At 36.9% G+C, this 21,124-nt stretch carries 20 protein-coding genes; 5 read left to right on the forward strand and 15 right to left on the reverse strand.

The features are described from left to right. Nucleotides 1-4: 4 nt before the first annotated feature. Genes ACSBFT_RS00420 through ACSBFT_RS00440 form a run of 5 tightly spaced genes read right to left on the reverse strand, consistent with a single transcriptional unit; the run spans nt 5 to nt 5,583 of the window. On the reverse strand, nt 5-1,015 hold the full coding sequence (locus ACSBFT_RS00420) for an SPASM domain-containing protein (RefSeq protein ID WP_463044761.1): 1,011 nt from the start codon (nt 1,013-1,015) through the stop codon (nt 5-7). After that, nucleotides 1,015-3,486, reverse strand: coding sequence for a M1 family metallopeptidase (locus ACSBFT_RS00425; protein ID WP_489602817.1), 2,472 nt, complete (start codon nt 3,484-3,486; stop codon nt 1,015-1,017). Before ACSBFT_RS00425 ends, ACSBFT_RS00420 begins: the two co-directional genes overlap by 1 nt. Before the next feature lie 7 nt (nt 3,487-3,493). Next, nucleotides 3,494-3,952: a hypothetical protein gene (locus ACSBFT_RS00430; RefSeq protein WP_463044763.1), complete on the reverse strand. Its 459-nt coding sequence runs from the start codon at nt 3,950-3,952 to the stop codon at nt 3,494-3,496. Between the two features lie 2 nt (nt 3,953-3,954). Then, nucleotides 3,955-5,184 (reverse strand): FtsX-like permease family protein, encoded by a 1,230-nt coding sequence (locus tag ACSBFT_RS00435; RefSeq protein WP_489602819.1) that lies wholly within the window; start codon nt 5,182-5,184, stop codon nt 3,955-3,957. Nucleotides 5,185-5,193: 9 nt separating this feature from the next. After that, the gene (locus ACSBFT_RS00440) at nt 5,194-5,583 is read right to left on the reverse strand and encodes a ribosome-binding factor A (RefSeq protein ID WP_463044765.1); all 390 of its coding nucleotides are present in this window, start codon (nt 5,581-5,583) and stop codon (nt 5,194-5,196) included. Nucleotides 5,584-5,769: 186 nt separating this feature from the next. Between ACSBFT_RS00440 and ACSBFT_RS00445 the strand changes: the two genes are divergently transcribed. Continuing rightward, the gene (locus tag ACSBFT_RS00445; RefSeq protein ID WP_489602821.1) at nt 5,770-7,107 is read left to right on the forward strand and encodes a hypothetical protein; all 1,338 of its coding nucleotides are present in this window, start codon (nt 5,770-5,772) and stop codon (nt 7,105-7,107) included. Between the two features lie 325 nt (nt 7,108-7,432). Here the strand turns inward: ACSBFT_RS00445 and rpiB are convergent, their stop codons facing one another. After that, nucleotides 7,433-7,864 (reverse strand): ribose 5-phosphate isomerase B, encoded by a 432-nt coding sequence (rpiB, locus tag ACSBFT_RS00450; protein WP_489602823.1) that lies wholly within the window; start codon nt 7,862-7,864, stop codon nt 7,433-7,435. 79 nt (nt 7,865-7,943) lie between these two features. Between rpiB and ACSBFT_RS00455 the strand changes: the two genes are divergently transcribed. Further along, nucleotides 7,944-8,663: an LOG family protein gene (locus tag ACSBFT_RS00455; RefSeq protein WP_463044768.1), complete on the forward strand. Its 720-nt coding sequence runs from the start codon at nt 7,944-7,946 to the stop codon at nt 8,661-8,663. A 14-nt stretch (nt 8,664-8,677) separates the two neighbouring features. Here the strand turns inward: ACSBFT_RS00455 and ACSBFT_RS00460 are convergent, their stop codons facing one another. From ACSBFT_RS00460 to ACSBFT_RS00475, 4 genes are read right to left on the reverse strand one after another with little or no spacing between them, the layout of a single operon-like run. After that, nucleotides 8,678-10,054: a vanadium-dependent haloperoxidase gene (locus tag ACSBFT_RS00460; RefSeq protein WP_489602825.1), complete on the reverse strand. Its 1,377-nt coding sequence runs from the start codon at nt 10,052-10,054 to the stop codon at nt 8,678-8,680. 2 nt (nt 10,055-10,056) lie between these two features. Then, nucleotides 10,057-10,989, reverse strand: coding sequence for a ComEA family DNA-binding protein (locus ACSBFT_RS00465; RefSeq protein WP_489602827.1), 933 nt, complete (start codon nt 10,987-10,989; stop codon nt 10,057-10,059). A 58-nt stretch (nt 10,990-11,047) separates the two neighbouring features. Beyond that, nucleotides 11,048-11,302 (reverse strand): hypothetical protein, encoded by a 255-nt coding sequence (locus ACSBFT_RS00470; RefSeq protein WP_463044771.1) that lies wholly within the window; start codon nt 11,300-11,302, stop codon nt 11,048-11,050. Continuing rightward, on the reverse strand, nt 11,299-13,746 hold the full coding sequence (locus ACSBFT_RS00475; protein ID WP_489602829.1) for a bifunctional UDP-N-acetylmuramoyl-tripeptide:D-alanyl-D-alanine ligase/alanine racemase: 2,448 nt from the start codon (nt 13,744-13,746) through the stop codon (nt 11,299-11,301). Before ACSBFT_RS00475 ends, ACSBFT_RS00470 begins: the two co-directional genes overlap by 4 nt. Nucleotides 13,747-13,895: 149 nt before the next feature. On the opposite strand from ACSBFT_RS00475, the gene ACSBFT_RS00480 reads away from it, so the two are divergent. Both ACSBFT_RS00480 and ACSBFT_RS00485 read left to right on the forward strand, forming a co-directional pair. Continuing rightward, nucleotides 13,896-14,684: a TatD family hydrolase gene (locus ACSBFT_RS00480; RefSeq protein ID WP_489602830.1), complete on the forward strand. Its 789-nt coding sequence runs from the start codon at nt 13,896-13,898 to the stop codon at nt 14,682-14,684. A 62-nt stretch (nt 14,685-14,746) separates the two neighbouring features. Then, nucleotides 14,747-16,603 carry a M1 family metallopeptidase gene (locus ACSBFT_RS00485; RefSeq protein WP_489602832.1) on the forward strand — a complete coding sequence of 619 codons (1,857 nt, stop codon included), beginning with the start codon at nt 14,747-14,749 and terminating at the stop codon, nt 16,601-16,603. Between the two features lie 19 nt (nt 16,604-16,622). Here the strand turns inward: ACSBFT_RS00485 and folB are convergent, their stop codons facing one another. From folB to ACSBFT_RS00500, 3 genes are all read right to left on the reverse strand, one after another. Continuing rightward, nucleotides 16,623-16,973 carry a dihydroneopterin aldolase gene (gene folB, locus ACSBFT_RS00490; RefSeq protein ID WP_489602833.1) on the reverse strand — a complete coding sequence of 117 codons (351 nt, stop codon included), beginning with the start codon at nt 16,971-16,973 and terminating at the stop codon, nt 16,623-16,625. A gap of 14 nt (nt 16,974-16,987) precedes the next feature. Further along, on the reverse strand, nt 16,988-18,184 hold the full coding sequence (locus tag ACSBFT_RS00495) for a DivIVA domain-containing protein (protein ID WP_489602834.1): 1,197 nt from the start codon (nt 18,182-18,184) through the stop codon (nt 16,988-16,990). A 95-nt stretch (nt 18,185-18,279) separates the two neighbouring features. Then, nucleotides 18,280-19,194 carry a WD40 repeat domain-containing protein gene (locus ACSBFT_RS00500; protein WP_489602835.1) on the reverse strand — a complete coding sequence of 305 codons (915 nt, stop codon included), beginning with the start codon at nt 19,192-19,194 and terminating at the stop codon, nt 18,280-18,282. A gap of 43 nt (nt 19,195-19,237) precedes the next feature. Here ACSBFT_RS00500 and ACSBFT_RS00505 point away from each other — a divergent pair, with 43 nt between their 5' ends. Next, complete coding sequence (locus ACSBFT_RS00505) at nt 19,238-19,861, forward strand: 4'-phosphopantetheinyl transferase family protein (protein ID WP_489602837.1); 624 nt, start codon at nt 19,238-19,240, stop codon at nt 19,859-19,861. Here ACSBFT_RS00505 and ytxJ read toward each other — a convergent pair. Beyond that, on the reverse strand, nt 19,858-20,193 hold the full coding sequence (ytxJ, locus tag ACSBFT_RS00510; RefSeq protein WP_463044778.1) for a bacillithiol system redox-active protein YtxJ: 336 nt from the start codon (nt 20,191-20,193) through the stop codon (nt 19,858-19,860). The two genes, ACSBFT_RS00505 and ytxJ, sit on opposite strands and share 4 nt — an antisense overlap. 69 nt (nt 20,194-20,262) lie before the next feature. Continuing rightward, complete coding sequence (gene panC, locus ACSBFT_RS00515) at nt 20,263-21,105, reverse strand: pantoate--beta-alanine ligase (protein ID WP_489602839.1); 843 nt, start codon at nt 21,103-21,105, stop codon at nt 20,263-20,265. Nucleotides 21,106-21,124: the final 19 nt, after the last annotated feature.

Consider the following 21,124-nt stretch of genomic DNA (forward strand, 5'->3'; position numbering starts at 1 on the left):
TCTTCTAAACCAAAGCTCCCTCGCTACAATTTTTGCAAATTTCTACCTCAGATCGAGAAGATATTAAGGCCTTGCGGAAGTTGGTGTAGGCAGGCGAATTCCATACTTCTTTGAAGGTGTTATCTTGTAAGGTACCCATCGGGTGCTCGGCATCTTTGTCAAAACAGCAAGGTACCAAGGCTCCATCCCAAGTGATCACACAGCTGTGCCACATTTTCCAACAGTGGTCTAGTAGCTTGTTTTTGATGCTGAAAGTACCATCCTCATTGTCTTTGTATCTGGAGTATTTATCAATGGTCGGAATCAGTTCATTGCCGTTTTCATACTCATATATTTGAGCGGTTTTGAGTCTTACTTCATCTACACCTAGTTCGTCCGCTAGTTTGTAAACATCGGCTATCTGATGTTCATTTGGCTTGACTACCAAAAACTGAAAAATAACATGAGGCGTTTTGGATTTTAATCGCTTTTTAGCAGCAATTAAGTTTTTAGTGCCTTCCAAAACTTTTTCCAATTTACCACCTACACGGTATTGCTGATAAGTTTCTTGGGTGGTTCCATCTATAGAAACTATAATTCTGTCAATGCCCGAATTCACTGTTTTCTCTGCCACAGTTGGTGTAAGATAATGTGCGTTTGTGGAGGTGGCGGTATAGATTTTTCTGTCAGATGCAAATTTGACCATTTCAAGAAAATCTGGATGCAAATAGGGTTCTCCTTGAAAATAGAATGTAAGGTAAATTAAAGTATCTTTTAGTTCTTCAATAGCCTTCTCGTAAAGTTCCTTTTGAAGCATGCCTGTAGGTCTGGTGAAAGACCGCAGGCCACTAGGGCATTCTGGGCAGCGAAGGTTACAACTGGTGGTAGGCTCAAAACCGATGGCCAATGGCAAACCAATGATATTTGGCTTCTTAGTGATTTTAGAAATGCCATAACTGCCTAAGATGCCAATGGCATTCCAAAACCTTTTAGGGCTTAGTTTGCTTGCAAAATTTAGGCGGTCTTTGATATTCATTAATCTAAAGGAATTTGGGAATAGATGTTTTTTAATCTTTCTTCTTTCTCTGCTGCAACAACCTCTTTTAAAGCTTGCTTTGATTCATTTAAATCTAAAAGGAGCATTAATGCTTGAGCCGCAGAAAACCTACCATACCAAGTAGCCTGATGAATGGCAATATCTTTTAAGAAAGGAATACTTTTAAGCTGGGTTTCATTATCTGTGCTGACGATGTAAGAACCAAAAATGCCCATGGTTTGGTATAGTTCGGCACCATCCAGCAGACCTAGTTTTCCTACAAACCATTGAAAATCCTCTGCTTTGGCTTGCGACGCCTTATAATTGGCTACTGCAGAGAAAATATTGACATCATCTATGTTTTGTAGTTCTGAAGTGAGCTTGTCAGCGTCTGGCGGCTGATTTATTAAAATAGCCTCCAAAGCGGCAGCTCTAACCGTATAGGAAGTGTCCGCCAGAGCCTTTCTGAAGAGTAAATCATTTTGCGGATTTAGGAAGTTTTTCATGGCTAAAATAGCCGCTGCTCTTACCTGAGATTTTCCGTCCGTACTGATTAAAGATTGTAAAGATTTCTCCACCTTTAAGAAATCCTCGCCATCATAATTAAAGAATTTATGAGTAGCCAGTTCTCTTATTTTCCAGAACTCATCGTTTAGAGCCCTCAGCGTAAGATTCCTTTTGTCTTTATCATACATCTGACTCACCGCCAGCTCGTTCTCTGTTTCTTCTTCTGCGGTAATTTGGTCAAATGCTCTAAGTCTTGCAATCATTGATTTTGATTTCTCAAATTGAGCATAAAGTTCCTTATCAGATTGCTCTTGATTTATTTCAGCTAAGACATAAGAGTTTGGGTCTATGATGACGTAAGATGGTTTTTTATCCAATTGAATAGTGAAACTTCCTACCTCTTTTTCAACTAGAAGCTCCCTAATCACAGGACCATTTTCTGTTCCAATTTCTATGGATAGCGGTAATTTATAAATGAGGTTATTGACTGAGTCTAAGACTTGTTCAATTTCTATCTTTAGCTTTCCTTTTTCAAAACTATGTTTTACGTCTAACCTTGGATGCCCAGGTTTAAGAAACCATTGGTCAAAGAACCAGTTAAGGTCTTTACCTGTGATTTCCTCTAAGGCCATTCTCAAGTTACCTATTTCGGCATTTTTTAGTTTGTTCTCTTCCAGATAAAGTTTTAAACCCAGAAAAAAGGCTTCGTCTCCCACCTCGTTTCTAAGCATATGAAGAATTCTCCCACCTTTTGAGTAAGAGTGGCTGTCAAACATATCTTCTTTATCGGCATATCCATATCTTATAACAGGTTCTTGCTTGGTTTCGGCTTCGTTGAGGTATTGATTTAAAGCAATGTAGTTTACCCAGTCGCCTTCGTCTTTACCATATTTCTTAGCAGCCCATAAGTATTCAGAATAATCTGCAAATGCCTCGTTTAAAGGTAAATTTGCCCATGATTCGGCGGTGACAAAATCACCAAACCAATGATGGAAAAGTTCATGTGCTATAACGCCGTCATCATTATTATCTACTATCTGATTACTATTTTTCTGGATTCCACTGCCGTGTGTTGTGGCTGTGGTATTTTCCATAGCTCCACTTATATAGTCTCTAACGGCTATTTGAGCATACTTTTTCCATGGATAGGGTGTCTGAAGCAGTCCTTCAAAATACTTTATCATTTCTGGTGTTCTGCCAAAAATTTGATAAGCATTTTCTTTGTATTTGGGTTCTACGTAGTAGCTTATCTCAAAGTTCGTAAAAGTAGTATCCACTACTTTACTAAATTCACCAGCCACTATACTAGTAAGATAAACAGCATGAGGAATATCTTGAACCCACGTGTCCGTTTTGGTACCGTTATCGTTTTTCTTAGTCTCTTTTAATAAACCATTAGATAAGGTCTCAAAATGCTGAGGAACGGTTAATGAAATCTCTTGTGTGTGTTTTTGATTTGGAGCGTCCAGTGTCGGAAACCAGCAAGAATTATATTCTGTTTCTCCCTCACTCCATATTTGCTGTGGTTTGCTTTTAGCAGGGTTAACAAAATACAAACCTTTAAATTCTAAATCTTTAAATTGTGGAATTTCGTTAAGTTCGTCTGGCTTAGCTATATAGTTAATATATACTTCTATGGTTTCTTTAGCATTATATGGTCTACCTAAAGGGATTCGGAGTTTCGCCAAGTCGTACTTATATGCTACAGTACTGCCGTTTACTTTTACGGTTTTGATTTCAAAGCCTTTAGCATCTAAAACCAATTCTTCCTGAGCATAAAACCATGGCTTTAATGTGAGTGTGGCCTCACCAAGCAAATGGTTTGTTTTCCAGTCGGGCGTTACATTAAGTTTGGTATGAACTAAGTCAAAATATTTAGTTTCTGAGGATTGGTAAACATTTTGGGCTAAAGCAGTTTGTGCTACAGAAAATAGTAAAAAGATAAATCCCCAAATTCTCATCATTGCGTTTTTATTTCTTTAAATCATTGAAATATTGCTCCTTTTCTAAGGTTAGCGTGTATCCGTAACCATTGTTCTCGCTAAGCATTCCTACTTTGTATTCCCTTTTGAAAACAAAATCGTCAAGACTCGCGTAGCCACCTTTTATTTGTAAGGTTAGTACCAAAGTAACAGGATTGTAAGCCCATCTACTTTCATCCACATCCATATCTAAAAAATTAACGCCAGCACATGCAAAAACGTCTTCACTGCTTTGATAGTCGTAGTCTAGCCTACCATTTGGTAAAAACTTCCAGATCATGGTATTGAGGTCCACTTTCTTTTTCTCGTAATTGACAAAAACCAGCTGATCACTACTAATGTCAGCGGTTTTTAAAATCCAATTTTGCGAGTCGTCCAAAAGTTGTAGATACTGAGCAGAAACCGATTGGCAGAATAACATTAAGCCAAGCAAGAAGATTTTTTTCATTTTTATGTAGTAGTAGATAGTGATTCGTTCATAAACTTAACGGCTTTTTTTGCTGGAAAGTACGAAGCTAAAAATGCGATTAAAGTTATTCCGATAATAGATATAATGACGTCAGATGTTTTCAATAAAATAGGGTAGGCATCAACAATGGCATATTCCATACCCATTTTTAGCCAACCAAAATGCATTTGGCTCCAGCAAATACCTACACCAATTAACAGACCTATGCTGCCACCTGTTAATGAAATAATGCCGCCTTCTGAAAGAAAGATTCTTTTGACAAGAGATTCGCTAGCACCCAAGGCAGAAAGTGTTTTGATGTCTTCTTTCTTATCCAGAACCAACATGGTTAAGGCAAAGAAAATATTAAAACTCGCAATGCCTATAATGAATAAAAGAGCGATGAAAATAAAGAGTTTTTCAATTTTAATGGCTCTGTAAAGGCTGGCGTTTTGTTCGTCACGATCTTTTACTTCAAAATCATCACCAAGAATTTCTTTTACAGATGATTTAATTCTTTGAAGATCTTTGTCGTCAGAAACTTGAATCTCGTAGCTGGTTCTTTTACCCTTCATTTCGGTCAACTGTTCCATTAGATCGAGCGGAATGTAAACGAGGTTGTCAAATTGTTGCTCCAAAACAAAAGCCCCAGAAATAGGTAAAGTTATTTTGTTAATGTTATTCTCGGGATCCAGTACATTTAGTTTTTGGTTTTTGGGATACCATAACTGTAATTGCCTGAGGTAATTAAAACTTTGTAAATTAAGTGTGCTAAAAACGCCACCACCTACAAATGCATAATTTTCTTCTTCATACTTAAGAAGAAGTTCTCCATCAATCAGGCTTTCCTTTAATTGAGAATGGTTTTGAAAGGTACTGTCTACCCCTTTAACCTGAACGATAATCTGGTCTTCTTCTCTTTTGGCTAAGGCGTTGTCTTCAATAACCTGAATAACATTTTTTACGTTTTCGATTTCGGTAATTTTCTTGAAAACTACTGGGTCAAAATCAAATGTCTTTCGATGAGCAGATTCAATTTTTATGTCTGGGTCGCTGCTTTTGAAAATGGTTCTGTTAAGTTCTTCCAAACCATTAAAAACAGACAAAACAATAATCAATGAAGCTGTGCCAACGCAAACGCCTAACATTGAAATCAAAGAAATGAAATGAATAAACCCTCTTTTCTTTCTAGAGAAAAAATATTTTTTCGCAATGTGAAAAGAGAGATTCATGAAATAGTCTTAGTTGGGATAGAGGTCTTCGTCTATTTCTGTTTCTTCAGACGGGATGTCTAAAGTAGAAAAAAGCTCATCCATTTTCTGGGCATATGCGGCAGTTTCATCAATATAAAACTGAAAGTTAGGTACTATTCTGAATTGGTTTCTTACCCTTTCTCCGAACAAACCTCTTATTTTTTTACCGTTGTCTTTTATTTTTTCTAGAAGCTCCTCCTTGTTTTCTACCATCAAGAAGCTTAAATGAATTCTGGCGATAGCCAAATCCGGCGTTGTCTGTACATCTGTAATAGTCACAAATGCAGAGCCAATGACATCTTTTAGGTCTTTTTGGAATATTTCACCTAAGTCTTTTTGGATTTGACGGGCAATTTGTTTCTGTCTCTTATTTTCCATGAATGTGAAGTGTAAAATGCACTATTCTAATTCTTTGCAAATATCCTTGTTTATTTTGGTTAATCGCTCGTCAAAAGTATAATTTTGCCTTTTTAATGATAAAAGTTAAGGCAGTTGATAACCTTTTTTAGAGCAAATACTTTTTTTCACGTTTTATCCTTATTGGTAGTACTTTTTTTGCTTAAAGTGCTCTATATATTTAACGTTTTACCAGTTCTTAATACAGAACTGGAATGGATGTTAATAGGCGAACGCTTAAATTCAGACAAAAGTTTATATAAAGAGATATGGACTAATACTGGTCCTCTGAGTGCCTATTTTTATGGTCTTATAGATTTTTTGTTTGGCAGAGGCCAATATTTTCATGAGATAGTTTCTTTCTGCATTGTGTTTATTCAGGCTGTTCTTTTCACCATTATCATTAATAATAACAGGGCTTTTATTGAAAGAAATTACCTTCCAGGCTTGTTCTATGCCATTGCGATGTCTTTATCTTTTGATGCCAATAAACTTTCTCCTGCCTTACTCGCTACTACGTTCTTACTTTTAGCCATCAATAGCATCTTCAGGCATATTGAAAATAATGACGGTAGCTCCGAACCCATTTTTGAAATGGGCTTATATCTCGGCATTGGTTCCCTATTTTGGTATCCGTTCCCCGTCTTTTTATTTTGGGCTTTATTGAGCTTAATTATGTTTACATCGGTTAAGTTTAATCAAATAATTTTATTAATGTTGGGCTTTGCATTGCCACTGTTCATTATGGCATTGTTCTTTTATTTGATGGGCTCGTTTGAAGAATTTTATTCTTTCTGGATTCAGAAAGGTCTTTCGCTTCACTTTTTGAATGGCATAGAGTTTTTTGATGGTTTAATGGTTTATACCCTGCCCATGATTTTAGCAGTTTTGGGAATTTTTAAGATTTTTGGTAATTCTAGATATTCGAACTTCCAGAACAGAAAGCAGCAAATTATGGTGTTTTCGGGTATTTTTGCGGTTTTTGCCTTTTTCCTTTCGGATAATATGGCGACTTACCAATTGCTTGCTTTATCCCCATTTTTAGCCTTTTTTATGGCGGGGTACTTCCTTCACTTCAAGGGTACAATGTTGCCAGAAATGGTCTTTCTCACGTTCTTAGGTTTGGTTGTTTTAATTAATAATCTTGGCGTAAGTCCATTCATAGGTTCAGGATATGTTCATCTTGATGAAATAAGGATCATAAAGAAAACCGAGAAGTCTTATATCGTGAATAAATCTATATTGGTGACAGGTTCGAAAAACGACGACTATTTTATGGCAAAATCGGGTTCTCCATATCTTAATTGGGGCGTCTCAAAGTATGATTTAGCGAGTCCGGGGGTGTATGAAAGTTTGATAGCAATTGACGAGAATTTTGCCAAGGAAAGGCCAGAGTTTATCATTGATAATGAACAAGTATTTCCTGCTATTTTCAAAAGAATCCCCAAACTAGCCCAAATGTATGAAAGGGTGGAGGGAACCAGAAATTTCAGACTTAAAGATTAATTCTGAAGGTTTAATGGGCTTTGGGGTTTCTTAAACTTGGTACAGCAACTATCTATCTACCAGTTTCCAGAAAATTAAAAGCCATTACTTGGACTTAAAAAGTAATTTATTGCGTCTTGGTTTGGATAGACTATTTCTGCAGAATCCTTTAGGTTTCAAATACTAAAAGCATAAACGTTGTTCTTACCGCTCTCTTTTTTGTTAAAACTACGGTGAAGTCTGAGCTTAGTTCCTAATGCATTATTTTCTTTGGGTGATTATCTAAAGCATGGCACCAACTTATACTTTGTGCCAAAAGACCAATAATCCGAGCAATAATTATAAGTTAAACACAGGCTATTTTATCAACGCGTCTGCCGTGCCTTCCACCTTCAAATTCCGTTGAAATGAAAGTTTTAACAAAGTCAAGTGCGGTCTCTTTATCTACAAACCTAGCCGGAATACAAATAACATTGGCATTATTATGAAGTCTTGTAAGTTCTACCACTTCCTTAGTCCATGCCAAGCCTGCTCTTATTCCTTGGTGTTTATTGGCAGTCATACAAACGCCATTTCCACTACCGCAAATAAGTATACCAAACTGGTACTCGCCTTTTTCTATGGCACTACATAATGGGTGTACGGAGTCTGGATAGTCGAAAGAATCTGTTGAATAAGGTCCATAATCGGATGTTTCGAAATTTTGTTCTTGAAGCCAGCTAAGAATAAACTTTTTATATTCAAAACCCGCATGGTCACCACCGATTGCTATTTTCATGACAGAAATTTTTTAATTTTAAAGCGTACATTTAAACAAACGTAAAGGTACATGACTTTATAAAATCAATCAACGAACTATGATAAATAATAACGAAGAAGACCATAAAATAAAGGATGCTTTCGCCGAAAAAGACTGGAGTGAGATTCAAAGCCAAGACAGTTGGCAAATTTTTAAGGCCATAGCGGAGTTTGTAGAAGGCTATGATAAAATGGCAAAAATAGGACCCAGTGTCTCCATTTTTGGCTCGGCAAGGACAAAACCTGACCACAAGTTTTACTTAATGTCTGTTGAGATAGCGGAAAAGTTGGTAGAAAAGGGTTATGGCGTCATTACAGGTGGAGGACCTGGCATTATGGAGGCAGGAAACAAAGGTGCCCAGCAAAGTGGTGGAAAATCTATTGGATTGAATATTAAACTACCTTTCGAAGCTGTTCCAAATAAATATGTGGATATTGATAAGAGTATAAACTTCGACTATTTCTTTGCACGTAAAGTGTGTTTTATGAAATATTCACAGGGGTTTATCGTGATGCCCGGTGGCTTTGGAACGATGGACGAACTCTTCGAGGCTTTAACCCTTATTCAGACCAAGAAAATAGGTCGATTTCCTATTGTCTTGGTCGGAACAGATTATTGGAGCGGTCTTTTTGATTGGATTAAAAAGGTAATGGGAGATCAAGAGGGGAATATTAGTCCTCAAGATACGGACCTCGTTAAACTGGTGGATACTTCCGATGAAGCTATCCAAGTTATTACCGATTTTTACGGGAAATATATGCTCAAGCCTAATTTTTAGACTTTGCATTTTTCTTAGTATTTCCAATCTAAGGCGACTATATTGTCGCCTATTTTTTTACCTTCTTCTAGGCCTATTATATTATCTTGAGGTGTATGAATACCCCCTAGAATTCTTGACCAGCCGCACTCTTCTGCCAGTTCCGTAAGAGAGCTAAAATGACGTGTTTTATATTCAACTCTTCTGGAACTATCCCATGGTCTTCCTGTATGGAAATCGTCCTCTATTTCTATTTGGTTTCCAAATACACTAATCATGACGGTGGTAGTGGCGGCTATTTGACTCGAATGACCTGATGTAAATGCAGGGAACGGAGGCTCAGGCCAAAATTGGACAAACCTGCCATCGATGTTCCTTTTTATAAAATTAGCTGGTCTTTCACCGTAATAGTGATATTTGCATTTCCAGGTATTTATAAAGGCATCAGCGGCAGCCATACCTACTTTGGCAAAGGCAGAAGTAGCTTCAAATAATTTTAAGTTTTTCTTAGTGATTAAGCTAGCAGTTAAATAATAAGAATGGCCGGGAGGGCTTGCCGAAACTGATGGGTCATCTCCCCACCATAATGCTATTTCTTTTTCTTCTTGGGTAAGAGCATTATTTTTATCATAAACCATTTTCATATCAATGAAATACTGACTTTTCGAGTCCTTATTCGACTCCATGAATGTTGGGATTCCCAATGCAGAATTTGCCAAAGCAAAAGTTCTGTTATTGCCCCAGTATGGGTGCATTGGAGCCATAATACTCGATTGACCAGCCACGGGGGGCGACCAATAAGTAGCTCCCCTAGGATAGTTGTAGTTGAAATCAAAAGTATTAGAAAAACCCTCATGTCCTTTGTCTAATTTAGACCATTCGAAAATTTGACGAGCCACCAGTTTACCATAATTGTCAGATGCGTTTATAGTTTCCTGCGAAACAGAGGCCGCTAGTTTTTCTTTTAAAACAAGGTTATAAAGAGAGTCAATTTTAGAAGATATTTTTTCAGGTGCATGAGGATATAGCGAATGAATGATTTCTTTTTGACCCGCATTTAAGGCCACCTCAAAGTCAATTTTTTGATCCATCGGTAAATCCGGAGTTTGACCAATTCCATTTAAGCTAGGAGTTATAGACTTGAAAACGATACTTCCTTTAACAATGGATTCATACATGGTAAGACCAATATAACCCAAAGACCGTGATGCATAAGTAGGAGAGTTATCAGGAGAGTTTTTCAAAACATTAAGTGTCGTATTACTCCATCTGATGGCTAAATCCGCAGAGATTTCTAATTCCACAGGATCTGGTATGGGATCAGGAGTTATCTCTTCCTCGGTTTTCTCTTTACAGCTTTGATTAAAGACAAATACTAAGAGCGTGAAACAATAAAATAATTTTCTTTTCATTTTTAAATTGGCTTACTAAAATCTAAGTATGGAATGAGACGCTCAATTAAATCGGGTGTTAGTACTTTGATTTTCATCAAGTCTTCTGCCTGCTCAAAAGGGCCATGCTGTTTTCTATAAGCAATAATGGCTCTTTTTTGGTAGTTTTTCAAAAGCGTTGATTTCCATTCTTTTTCTTCAATCGTATTAATTTTTATTTTTTTAGGTGGTTCTTTAAGAAAGGTAGATTTCAATAATTCTTGGTAGGTACTATCTGCCAATCCGTAGGTGCTTTTCACTTGTTTTAAATCATGAAAGCCTCCTAAACCATCCCTATATTTAATAATTCTATTGGCAAAAACTTCGCCAATTCCCCGAATTTGCCTTAAATCTTCTTGGGTGGCCAAATTTAGGTCAAAGGATTGTATAATGGGTGGCGTATATGCTTTGAAAATTGGTTTCGAAGCAGTGGTGTCGTCATAGATTCGTTCAAACGTAGCGTAGGTTTTATCTTCTTCTTGACTCGGCAGGTCAATATAAGGTTCAATTTTTAGATAGGTCTCTTCTGAAATACCGTACACTTTTAGTAGGTCTTCTTTGGCTTTATATACCTTTCCTTTATTTCTAAAATTGATAAGGTTTTTGGCGGCATACTTTGAAACACCATTTTTCACTAAAACGTCAAAAGTGACTGTATTCGGGTTAAAATGCTGATGGTTTATAGTGTTTGTTGCTTCTTTAATTTTCTTTCGTTTGGAATAGATTTTGGACAAACTTGGTTCTAGATTGTCATACTTTGTAAGTATTAGCTTTGCTTCGCTTTGGTCGTACCAGCTATCGGATAGCAAAAGTGCCGTGGCTATGATAATAAAGCCAAGAACTCCAAAAATAATGCTCAGTGCCTCGTGCCTGTTAACTTCAAAATGTTGTTTTATGGATTTAATTAGTGCGTTCATATGGATGAGTTAAAGAGTTACTCATCAGAAAGATAACTAATTTTAAACAAAGAAGAGTTTAGCTTTGAGTTTTTCCTGATTTAACAACTAAGAAAAGCACAGCCGTTAAAGATGAAAAAGCGGCTACAAGAAGGAAACTAAACTGAGCACACAAATTTCTTCCATCTACTACGGAAACGCAATCACAAGGCAAGATCGTTTCATGAGACTTACTTTGCATTAAGTTTACTGCAGCCCAAACCAAGAGAAAAAAAGTAATTATCAAAAGTACAATTCCTATCAAAAAAGTACTTTTTGCATTAGAAATTTTCATTCTTTAAAAAATACTCTTTTTACTCTATGTCCTATTTTTGTTAGTATTTCGTAGGGAATAGTTTCCAGCGTTTGGGCTATCTCGAAGATGCTTTGGTGAGAACCAAAAATTTCCACACTATCTCCTTCTTCCGCCTTTGCTTCGGTAATGTCTATCATGGTCATATCCATACATACATTTCCTACTGTAGGGCATAGGGTGCCATTGACCCATACTTTTCCTTTGCCAGCAGACAGGTGTCTGTCAAAGCCATCTGCGTACCCTATGGCAATGGTGGCTATTTGAACATCTTTGTCGGGTTTGCCTACTCTCCCGTAACCCACGGTATCCCCTTTTTTTACTGTTTTTATCTGCGAAATAGTAGTTTTTAAGGTACCTACAGTTTGTAAGTCTCCTTGAGCTTCATAATTGGCTTCAATACCATATAATCCAATGCCAAGTCTCACCATGTCAAATGAGGCTTCTGGATAACGAATAATGCCTGCAGAATTTAAAATATGCCTAAGCGGTTTGTAACTTAATTTACTAATAATAAAGTCAGACAAATTCTTAAAAGTGGCTATTTGCTCTTTAGAAAACGCATCATGAGTTTTATTATCTGCACCAGCCAAATGACTGAAAATGGAGGCAATCTCTAGTCTCTTATCCTTAGTGATAAGTTCTAAAACTTCTGGGAGATCTTGCTCTTTAAATCCAAGCCTATTCATACCCGTATCTAGTTTCAGGTGAACTTTGATTTCAAGGTTAGTTTCTATTGCGGTGTCTAAGAATTGGAGCAGTTCTTTTAGGTTCTTTAAACTATATAGCTCTGGTTCTAAATTATATTCTAAGATTTTAGAAAATGTTTCTGGTTGTGTATTTAAAACGAGTATGGGTAATTCTATACCATTTCTCCTTAATTCCACACCTTCGTCGGTATAGGCCACGGCTAGATAATCGGCTCTGTGATATTGTAGCAAACTGGCTATTTCCGTACTACCACTTCCATAAGCAGAGGCTTTCACCATGGCCATGATTTTGGTTTCCGGTTTTAACTTACTTTTATAGTAATTGAGGTTATGCGTAATGGCATCTAAATTGGTCTCAAAAACAGTTCCGTGTACTTTGTTTACCAGCTGATTAACGATTTTTTCGAAAGAGAAACTTCTTGCCCCTTTGACTAAAATGAGTTCATTATTAAAAGTATGGAGCGGATGATTGGCAAGGAATTCAGGTACGGTGGCATAACAGGTTATTCTTCTGAATGCTCTGGCATTTTTAGAGATTTTAGGACCTATTCCTATAATTTTATCAACACCAGCACCTATCAATAAGTCATTTATCTTTAGATACAGTTCTCTATCTTTGAGCCCAGATTGTAATACATCGCTTAGAATAATGGTTTTCTTTCTGTTGATGTGATGCTGATTCATGAAGTTTAAGGCCATGGCCAATCCTCCAAAATCATTATTATAACTGTCGTCAATCAAATAACAATTTCTTACGCCCTCTTTAAGCTCTAGCCGCATGGCTATTGGCTTTAAGCTGTCAATACCGGCCTGAATAATTGCCAAGGTTTCGCTTTCAGCGTATTTCTTCCTTAGAACAATAAAAGCCACAAAAAAGCAATGGATGACATTTTCTAAGGATGCATCATCAGTAAAAGGTACGCGAATTTTATAATCCTCGCCTTTCCAGTAAATATTAAGAAGGCTGAAATCTTTCTTTTTAGAAACTTCAATTTGAATAGCCCCTTTTTGGTTTTTAGACCAAGCGATAAGCTCTATTTTTGGATTAACAGCGGAAAGGAAAATCCTTATTTCTTCGTGTAGTTCTGTATAATCTTGGCAGTAAATGAGCTGCTTTGAATGTCTAAAGAGTCTAAGCTTTTCTGTTATCTTTTGCTTTATACTTCTAAAACCCTCGTTATGAGCAGAGCCTATATTTGTAAAGATACCTATCTCTGGCTGCAAGACATCTTGTAGTTTTTGCATTTCTGCGGGTTGAGATATTCCCGCTTCAAAGATACCTAAGTCATGATGCTCGTTAATTTGCCAAGCAGAGAGCGGTACACCAATCTGGGAGTTATAACTCCGTGGGCTTTTAACCAACGAGAAGCTATTTTGAACAATTACGGAGAGCCATTCTTTAACGATAGTTTTTCCATTACTACCGGTAATACCCACCACAGGTAAACTGAAACTTTCTCTATGTTTTTTTACAAGAGCCTGTAAAGCATTTACCGTATTATCTACTGGCCAGAATGCGGCCTTATCCTTCATTCCCGGGTGCTCTTTAAGCCATTCCTTTTCCACCACAAACTCCCTAACGCCTTCATTTATGAGATGTTCTATAAATTTATGACCGTCATGTCTATCCCCTTTAATAGCTATAAATAGGGTTTCAGAAGGGTTTGACAGGAATCTGCTGTCTGTAAGAATTGTCTTATTTTTAGGATTAAGCACTTTTTGCAATGGTAGTTTTTTTGTGTCGTAAACTGCAAAGTTACGTTTAATCGGAGTAATTATAATTCTAAAATTCCGAATTCTAATGCTTAAAGTTCTGTATGTGGAAGGGCTATTTGGTATCTTGCATGCAAAACAGTGATAGCTAAATGATAGAGACTCACGCTCATATTTATGATGGGCAATTTACTGAAGATATAGAGCAGATACTCCAAAGAGCAAAAGCAGTGGGAGTTAAGGAAATTTGGATGCCAAATTGCAATAGTGAAACCATAGCCGGAATGTTAAATTTGGCAGATGTCCATCCTGACTTTTGTGTTCCTATGATGGGATTACATCCTTGTTATGTTAAGGAAGATTTTAAAGAGGAATTAGTTTTGGTAGAGCACTGGCTTGCGGATCGCAAATTTAAAATGATTGGAGAAATAGGGCTCGATTTTTACTGGGACTTGAGTTTTACCAATCAACAAGAGCAAGCTTTTTTGGCACAATTGAAGTTGGCTAAGAAGTATAACATCCCAATATGCATACATTCTAGGAATTCTAAAAACAATGAACATAACGCTATAATTAGGTGCTGTGAACTCATTGAGGAGTTCGGATGGAAAGATTTACGAGGTATCTTTCATTGCTTTTCGGGCAATTTGGAAGAAGCAAAAAGGGCTCTCAGTCTGAATTTCTTATTGGGAATAGGTGGCGTAGCTACTTTCAAAAATGGAGGCTTAGATAAAGTGCTGCCTTATGTTACACTCGAGGATTTGGTTTTGGAAACTGATTCTCCTTATTTGGCTCCCGTACCTCACAGAGGAAAAAGAAATGAGGTTAGCTATATAGATTTGGTAGCTGAGAAGGTGGCATTCTGGATGGCTAAAGACAAAAAAGAGGTTGTAGAAAAGACAACCGAAAATGCCAGAAGACTTGTTAATCCTAAGTTTTAATTTGATTCTTACTTTTTAAGTAGAGACTTTTTCCGATGGTTTTGATTAACAGATATAATTCAATGAAAAGAAGTTTAATTTACACCCTGCTTTTAGTTTCGTTTCAGGGTTTGTCTCAAAACTTAGCCCCAGATATTGCCAATTATAAAATTGCGGTAAGTTTAAATAGGGATGAAAAGAGTTTGACAGGCGAGCAGATTCTAACATGGACAAATGCCAGTCCTGTGCCTGTGAAGGAACTTCAGTTTCATCTATACATGAATGCATTTAAGGATAAGGAATCCACCTTTATGAAAGAATCTGGAGGGCGATTAAGAGGAGATTATTTCAAGCAAGATGGATTTGGGAATATTTATGTAACCGCTTTGAAGTCTTCTAGAGGAGAAGAACTTTTAGGAGGTTTAAGGTATTTTCAACCTGACGACAGAAATGAAAAAGATAGAACCGTGGCAGTAGTACCGCTTAAATATCCGCTTCAACCTGGTGAAACGATAACCTTAAATATGGGTTTCAAAACCAAATTACCAAAGATTTTTGCTCGGACAGGCTATGGAGAAAATGACTACTATTTGATTGGTCAGTGGTTTCCGAAAATTGGTGTATTTGAAGAGAATAGTAATGGAGAATGGGGATGGAACTGCCATCAGTTTCATGCGAACAGCGAGTTTTATGCTGATTTTGGTAAATACCATGTGAGCATTACACTTCCAGAAGGATTACAAGTAGGAGCTACTGGTAAAGAGGTTCTAAGTACAAGGCTAAAAAATGGTTTAAAGACGGTCATTTATGAAGCAGATGATGTTCATGATTTTGCTTGGACGGCATCGCCATCTTTTAAGGTTTATGAGAAAACCTGGAAGCATGTTAAGTTAAAGGCCATGATGCAGCCCGAACACAGCAGTCAGTATAAAAGATACTTTGATGCCGCAGAAAAGTCATTGGCATACTTTGAAAAAACTTTAGGAGCTTATCCTCATAGCACTTTAACTATGGTGGATCCACCCATTGAAAGCAGTGGTTCTGGAGGAATGGAATACCCAACATTTATAACTTGCGGTTCTTATTGGGGAGTGGGAGAGTGGTTAAGAATGGCAGAAATGGTCACTGTGCATGAGTTTGGTCATCAGTACTTCCAAGGGATTTTGGCCAGTAATGAGTTTGAACAGTCTTTTCTTGACGAGGGTTTTAACCAATATATGGAAGGTAGGATAATGGACGAAGGCTATGGCAAGGGTTCGCAAATGAACCTTTTTGGTTTCATAGTGGGAGATATGGAGAGTTCGAGATATTCTTATGTGAGTATGAGATTTCCAGAGCTATCAAAAGTAAATAAACCTTCTTGGGAATATCCTAAAGGCGTTTATGGAGAACTTACTTATTCCAAGACAGCTACAATTCTTAGGACTTTTGAAAACATAATAGGTAGAGCAAACATGGATGCCATTTTAAAAACCTATTACGAGAAGTGGAAGTTTAAACATCCAAAACTTCAAGATTTTGTAAATGTGGTAGATGAAGTATTAAAAGGAGATTATAACTGGTATTTTGAGCAGGCTTTTAATAAATCTTATTCTTGCGATTATGCCGTGGATACCTTAAACAATGGAGACCATTATTCTTATTTTATACTGAGTAGAAAAGGGGAATTTATTTTGCCGCAAGAGGTTCAGGTCAACTTTTCGGATGGAAGTTCTGAACTGCTCATCTGGGATGCAAAAAGCCCTTTAAAAAGATTTGAGTACAAAAACAGCATTCTATCTGTGCAGATTGATCCTAAGAAAAAGAATTTGATGGATTTGAATTTGATTAATAATCAATACAGCTTAGAAAAGCCTAATACCCTATTGGCTAAATATTCCGTCAAATCTCTATTTTGGCTGCAGCAGATTATGACTTCTTTTTTGTTTTGGATAGCTTAAAAGGTTCTAATAAGTAGGGTTATCTACTTATTAGAACCTTAGCTCTTTCACAAATTCCGCCGATTGGCGGATTGTATTTTGAAACTCCTACAGTGACTTTTATAACATTAGGATAGGTTGCTTTTACCTTCTGAATAATACCATGAGCCACATGCTCTAACAGCCGGTGTTTAATTTGCATGATGGACAGTACCACTTGGTATAACTCCTCGTAGTTTATGGTGTCTTTAAGCAAATCAGATTCGGCGGCGTCTGTAAGATTGGTTTCAATGTTAAGGTCAATAGCATATTTATTACCAATCTTTTGCTCTTCATCGTAATAACCGTGATAAGCAAAAAACTCCATGCCTTCCAGAGAAATAAGTCCCATAATTTTATGCTAGATTAACCCAAATTGTCAAAAAACGACCCGCTTCCCTCTGCGGCTTTGTCTGCTGCGATATCATTAATAGTTTTTACTTTAGGAGCAGTATTAGAAACTGATACAGCATCCTTTTCTATCATTGCTTTCTTAAGAGCCGCTTTCACTTTGTTGACTCTGTCTAACATTTCCTCAGTAACCTGTTCTGGTGTATTTACATAAGCTGGCTCTTCAGACGGCTTAAATTCTACAGAAACGTTCTTTCCACCAATAAGTTTATCTTTCAGTATTTCTAGTTCTTCCCATTTACCTGAATCAGCCAAAAGGGCTTGTTCAGACCAGGTCGTAGGGTCGTGCATCGCGTAATTTGAACCAGCATATCCCAAAATTTCTTTGACTTGATAAACAGGTTTAGTGGCTAAATCTCTAAATGTTTTAATACCATTCTCTCTTAAAACATCTGCGATTTTAGGACCGATGCCTTCAATCACTGTTAGGTCGTCCTCTTTACTTTCTACGGTCTTTTCTAAAACGAGTGTATTGGCAGATGAAGCAATCCCTTGAACGGCCTCAGTTTCTATTTCTACCTCTTCAGAAATTTCAATTGACACTTCTTTGGTTTCAACTATAATTTCTTCTTTTTCTATAGTTTGAAGCTTAGAAGTTTCAGGAATAGGGGTTTCTAATCCTTTTATCCTTTCAGAGGTTGCAGCGTTTATCGTTTTTAATTGATTGATAATGTCTACTTTATAAGACTCTAGACCACTTATTTCCTTACGCAGGTTTGCTTCTTGGTCAATAAGGGCTTTCTGGCTTTGACTCACTTCTAATTGAGCATTAGCCAAAATAGATTCAGACTCATTGTTCGCATGTGCTAAAATTTGTGATGCTTCTTTTTTTGCCTTTTCTAAGATAGATTGAGACTCTACACTAGCATCTTCAATTTTCTTATCGGCTTCATGCTTAGCATGTTCTGTGATTTTATTGCTGGTATTTTCAGCACTTTGGAGTGTTCTTATAAGAGACATTTCTACCTCTCTAAGTTTAGCAGCTTCTTTTTCCGCTATTTCCAATTGCATTCTTAGCATTTTGGACTCATTGCTGGTTCTTTCCCATTCAGAGGCCAAGTTATTTAAAAAAATATCTACTTCTTCAATATTATATCCTCTAAAGGATTTTTCAAATTCGTGTTGTTTAATCTCTAAAGCAGTTATTTTCATTCTTCTATATTATTCAGGAAATGTATAGTTACAAAATTACACGCACTTTTAGTAAAAAGGGAATTTAGACGCTATTTTTTATATTAAACGAGTCTTTAGGCTTCATATTGGTTAATTTTCCACAAAGATAAACTTCTATCGTCACTTGCAGAAATAAAGGTATCATCCGTTAACCAGTGTAATCTATTCACCGAGGTACCGTGTCCTGCATGCCTTGCTTTGTCTATAACCTTTAACAGTTTATAAGATTCGGTATCCCAAAGCTTTATGGATTTATCCATACTGCATGTGGCAAGAAGGGTTCCTGATGGATTAATGGCAATGTGGTTAATAGTGAACATATGAGCCACGATCTGCTCTCCGGGAGCATAATTATTGTTGATATCCCATGTTTTTAGATTGGCGTCTCTGGATCCACTGAAGAGCGTTAAATAGTCTGGGCTATATTCTATAGTGAAAACGGAGTTGGTATGAGCGAGAATTTGTTTTTTAAGTTCAAAGGTTTCAAGGTCAAATATCTTTATGGAATGATCTGAAAAGCCCGCTGCTAGTTCCCGTTCCACAGGATTAATGGCTAAAGCCCTAACACTCTTATCCGAACACTTGATGTGTTTCTTAAAGGCCATAAGATCGCTGTCAATAACTGTGATTACGCCATCTCCTCCAGCCACAAAAACTAAGTTTTTATACGTTTTTATATCAAAAACGGTAGCCTTGTTTAAGGCAATAGAAGCTATTTGTTTTCTGGAGATTAAATCTATGACACGTAGACCTTCAAAATTCTCGGCAGCCCAAATTCTATTTTTTGAAAGTTCTAGATGCAGGGCATAAATTGAATTCTTCATTTGAGCTAAAGGCCTTCCTAAATCCGATTTTGTAGCATCCCATTCCACTAAAAGGCCATCTCCTGCAGAGGAAATGAATTTATTGGGGTCTATATGACCCACTACATTATAAACACAGTCTTTGTGGCCGGTAAAGGATTCTAATTTCTCTGCTTCATATTTCATATAGACTGGGAAAAAGGGGATATTTGATTTTCAAAGATAGATTATGCCAGTTCGGTTTCAAAAGGAATGTGACAGTGGTGCACATTTACTAGTGTGGGAGTCCAAAGAGGAAGAGCTTGAATTGCTTACAGATTTGCCGTCCAGTATTCTTACGGATGCCGAATATCAAAGTATTATAACGCCAAGAAAGAAACTGGAGATGCTTACCAGCAGAATAGCCATTAGGCATTTGGCTAAATCTCTTCAAATTAATTTCGACGGGATTAAAAAAGACGAACATGGTAAACCTTATATGGTGAATTCTGAATGGGAAATGTCCATAACCCACTCCAAAAACTTTATTGGTGTGATTATGCATCCCAGTTTACCTGTGGGTATTGATATTGAAAAACCACAAACAAAAATGTGGAGAATCTTACCAAGACTTTACTCAGAAATTGAAATAAGTGCTATCGGTAGCGATTTAAATACGCTTTCTGTTTATTGGTCTGCCAAAGAAGCTCTTTATAAACTCTACGGAAAACGAGGTGTTGACTTTGTTAAAAACCTAAAACTCCATCAAACCACTGAAGGATTGTTTGGAGAAATTTCCATGCCTGATTATAATAAAAAGCACAAAATTCACCAAGAACCTGTAGAAGACTATATTCTAGTTTGGACGGTTTAAACGGCTGTTATTAAATCTGAAAAAGAGATACCAAAATGCGACTCATCATATACGCTTTTACCGTCTTTAATTAAAAGTATCTGAGGCGACTGATGCTCTACTGAGAACTTTTCAGCGATAGCATTAGAAATATGACGGTTATTTAATAAATCCAAATAATAAGGTTTAATGCCTTTGGCTTTATCTTCTGACCAGCTCCTCTCCATTCTAGATAGCGAGGTTCCGCTAATAGGGCAAGTGGTGCTGTGCTTGAAAATGAGAACAGGGTTTTCTTTAGACTCACTAATAATAGTTTCTAATTGTTCTTCTTTTTCTAGCTGATTCCAGTTCATCTTCTGTGATTTTGATTTATCACCTGTGAACATAATTTTGGATAATAAAAGTTTCAAAAACTGCATATTCTAGAATACTATATTGTCAATTAATCTTACTCCGTCCAGATATGCCGCTATACAAATGGTGGTATTGCCTTTAGCACTTTTTATCTCAATCGGTTCTAAATTTTCAAAATCTGAAATCTCAAAATATTCTACCTCAAACTCAGGTAGTTTATGAAAAAACGATTCAATGGTCTTTTTAACTTGAGAAGCACTTTTCCCTTGAATCATTAACGCTTTGGCTTTTTGCAAGGCAATGGATATTTGAGAAGCAGATGTTCTGGCAGTTTCCGAGAGCCTTCTATTTCTTGAGGACATAGCCAATCCATCTTTTTCTCGGATTATAGGACAGGGGATAAGCTGTAAATCAAAGCTTAAATCTTTCACAAGTCTATTTATAACGGCCACTTGTTGTAAGTCCTTAAGCCCAAAATAAGCTTTGTTAGGATTTATGATATGGAAAAGTTTGGCAACCACAGTACCTACGCCATTAAAATGACCCGTTCTGAATTTGCCTTCCATGACATGTTCTAGATTACCAAAATTCAATTCCATCTTTGGCATTGAAACATACATTTCGTCTGCCGAAGGGGCAAAAACCACATCACATTTTGCCAGTGCCAGTAGTTCACAATCTGCCTCTAAGGTTCTTGGGTATTTAGCAAGATCCTCAGGATTGTTAAATTGAGTAGGGTTAACAAAGATGCTACATACCACTAGATCATTTTCTTCCTGGGCTTTATTTATCAGAGAAATGTGCCCATCATGGAGAGCCCCCATGGTGGGCACAAATCCTATACTACGTCCTTCTTTTACTTTGGATTTTAGATAATCTTTGGTTTCTAAGATGGTATGTAAAACTTTCATTTTAAACGCTATAGTTTCT

The organism is Arcticibacterium sp. SM2516, assembly GCF_057914865.1.

Coding starts and splice junctions, on each gene's coding strand:
- ACSBFT_RS00420 (WP_463044761.1), bottom strand. CDS start 1,015: ATGAATATCAAAGACCGCCTAAATTTTGCAAGCAAACTAAGCCCTAAA.
- ACSBFT_RS00425 (WP_489602817.1), bottom strand. CDS start 3,486: ATGATGAGAATTTGGGGATTTATCTTTTTACTATTTTCTGTAGCACAA.
- ACSBFT_RS00430 (WP_463044763.1), bottom strand. CDS start 3,952: ATGAAAAAAATCTTCTTGCTTGGCTTAATGTTATTCTGCCAATCGGTT.
- ACSBFT_RS00435 (WP_489602819.1), bottom strand. CDS start 5,184: ATGAATCTCTCTTTTCACATTGCGAAAAAATATTTTTTCTCTAGAAAG.
- ACSBFT_RS00440 (WP_463044765.1), bottom strand. CDS start 5,583: ATGGAAAATAAGAGACAGAAACAAATTGCCCGTCAAATCCAAAAAGAC.
- rpiB (WP_489602823.1), bottom strand. CDS start 7,864: ATGAAAATAGCAATCGGTGGTGACCATGCGGGTTTTGAATATAAAAAG.
- ACSBFT_RS00455 (WP_463044768.1), top strand. CDS start 7,944: ATGATAAATAATAACGAAGAAGACCATAAAATAAAGGATGCTTTCGCC.
- ACSBFT_RS00460 (WP_489602825.1), bottom strand. CDS start 10,054: ATGAAAAGAAAATTATTTTATTGTTTCACGCTCTTAGTATTTGTCTTT.
- ACSBFT_RS00465 (WP_489602827.1), bottom strand. CDS start 10,989: ATGAACGCACTAATTAAATCCATAAAACAACATTTTGAAGTTAACAGG.
- ACSBFT_RS00470 (WP_463044771.1), bottom strand. CDS start 11,302: ATGAAAATTTCTAATGCAAAAAGTACTTTTTTGATAGGAATTGTACTT.
- ACSBFT_RS00480 (WP_489602830.1), top strand. CDS start 13,896: ATGATAGAGACTCACGCTCATATTTATGATGGGCAATTTACTGAAGAT.
- ACSBFT_RS00485 (WP_489602832.1), top strand. CDS start 14,747: ATGAAAAGAAGTTTAATTTACACCCTGCTTTTAGTTTCGTTTCAGGGT.
- folB (WP_489602833.1), bottom strand. CDS start 16,973: ATGGGACTTATTTCTCTGGAAGGCATGGAGTTTTTTGCTTATCACGGT.
- ACSBFT_RS00495 (WP_489602834.1), bottom strand. CDS start 18,184: ATGAAAATAACTGCTTTAGAGATTAAACAACACGAATTTGAAAAATCC.
- ACSBFT_RS00500 (WP_489602835.1), bottom strand. CDS start 19,194: ATGAAATATGAAGCAGAGAAATTAGAATCCTTTACCGGCCACAAAGAC.
- ACSBFT_RS00505 (WP_489602837.1), top strand. CDS start 19,238: ATGCCAGTTCGGTTTCAAAAGGAATGTGACAGTGGTGCACATTTACTA.
- ytxJ (WP_463044778.1), bottom strand. CDS start 20,193: ATGAACTGGAATCAGCTAGAAAAAGAAGAACAATTAGAAACTATTATT.
- panC (WP_489602839.1), bottom strand. CDS start 21,105: ATGAAAGTTTTACATACCATCTTAGAAACCAAAGATTATCTAAAATCC.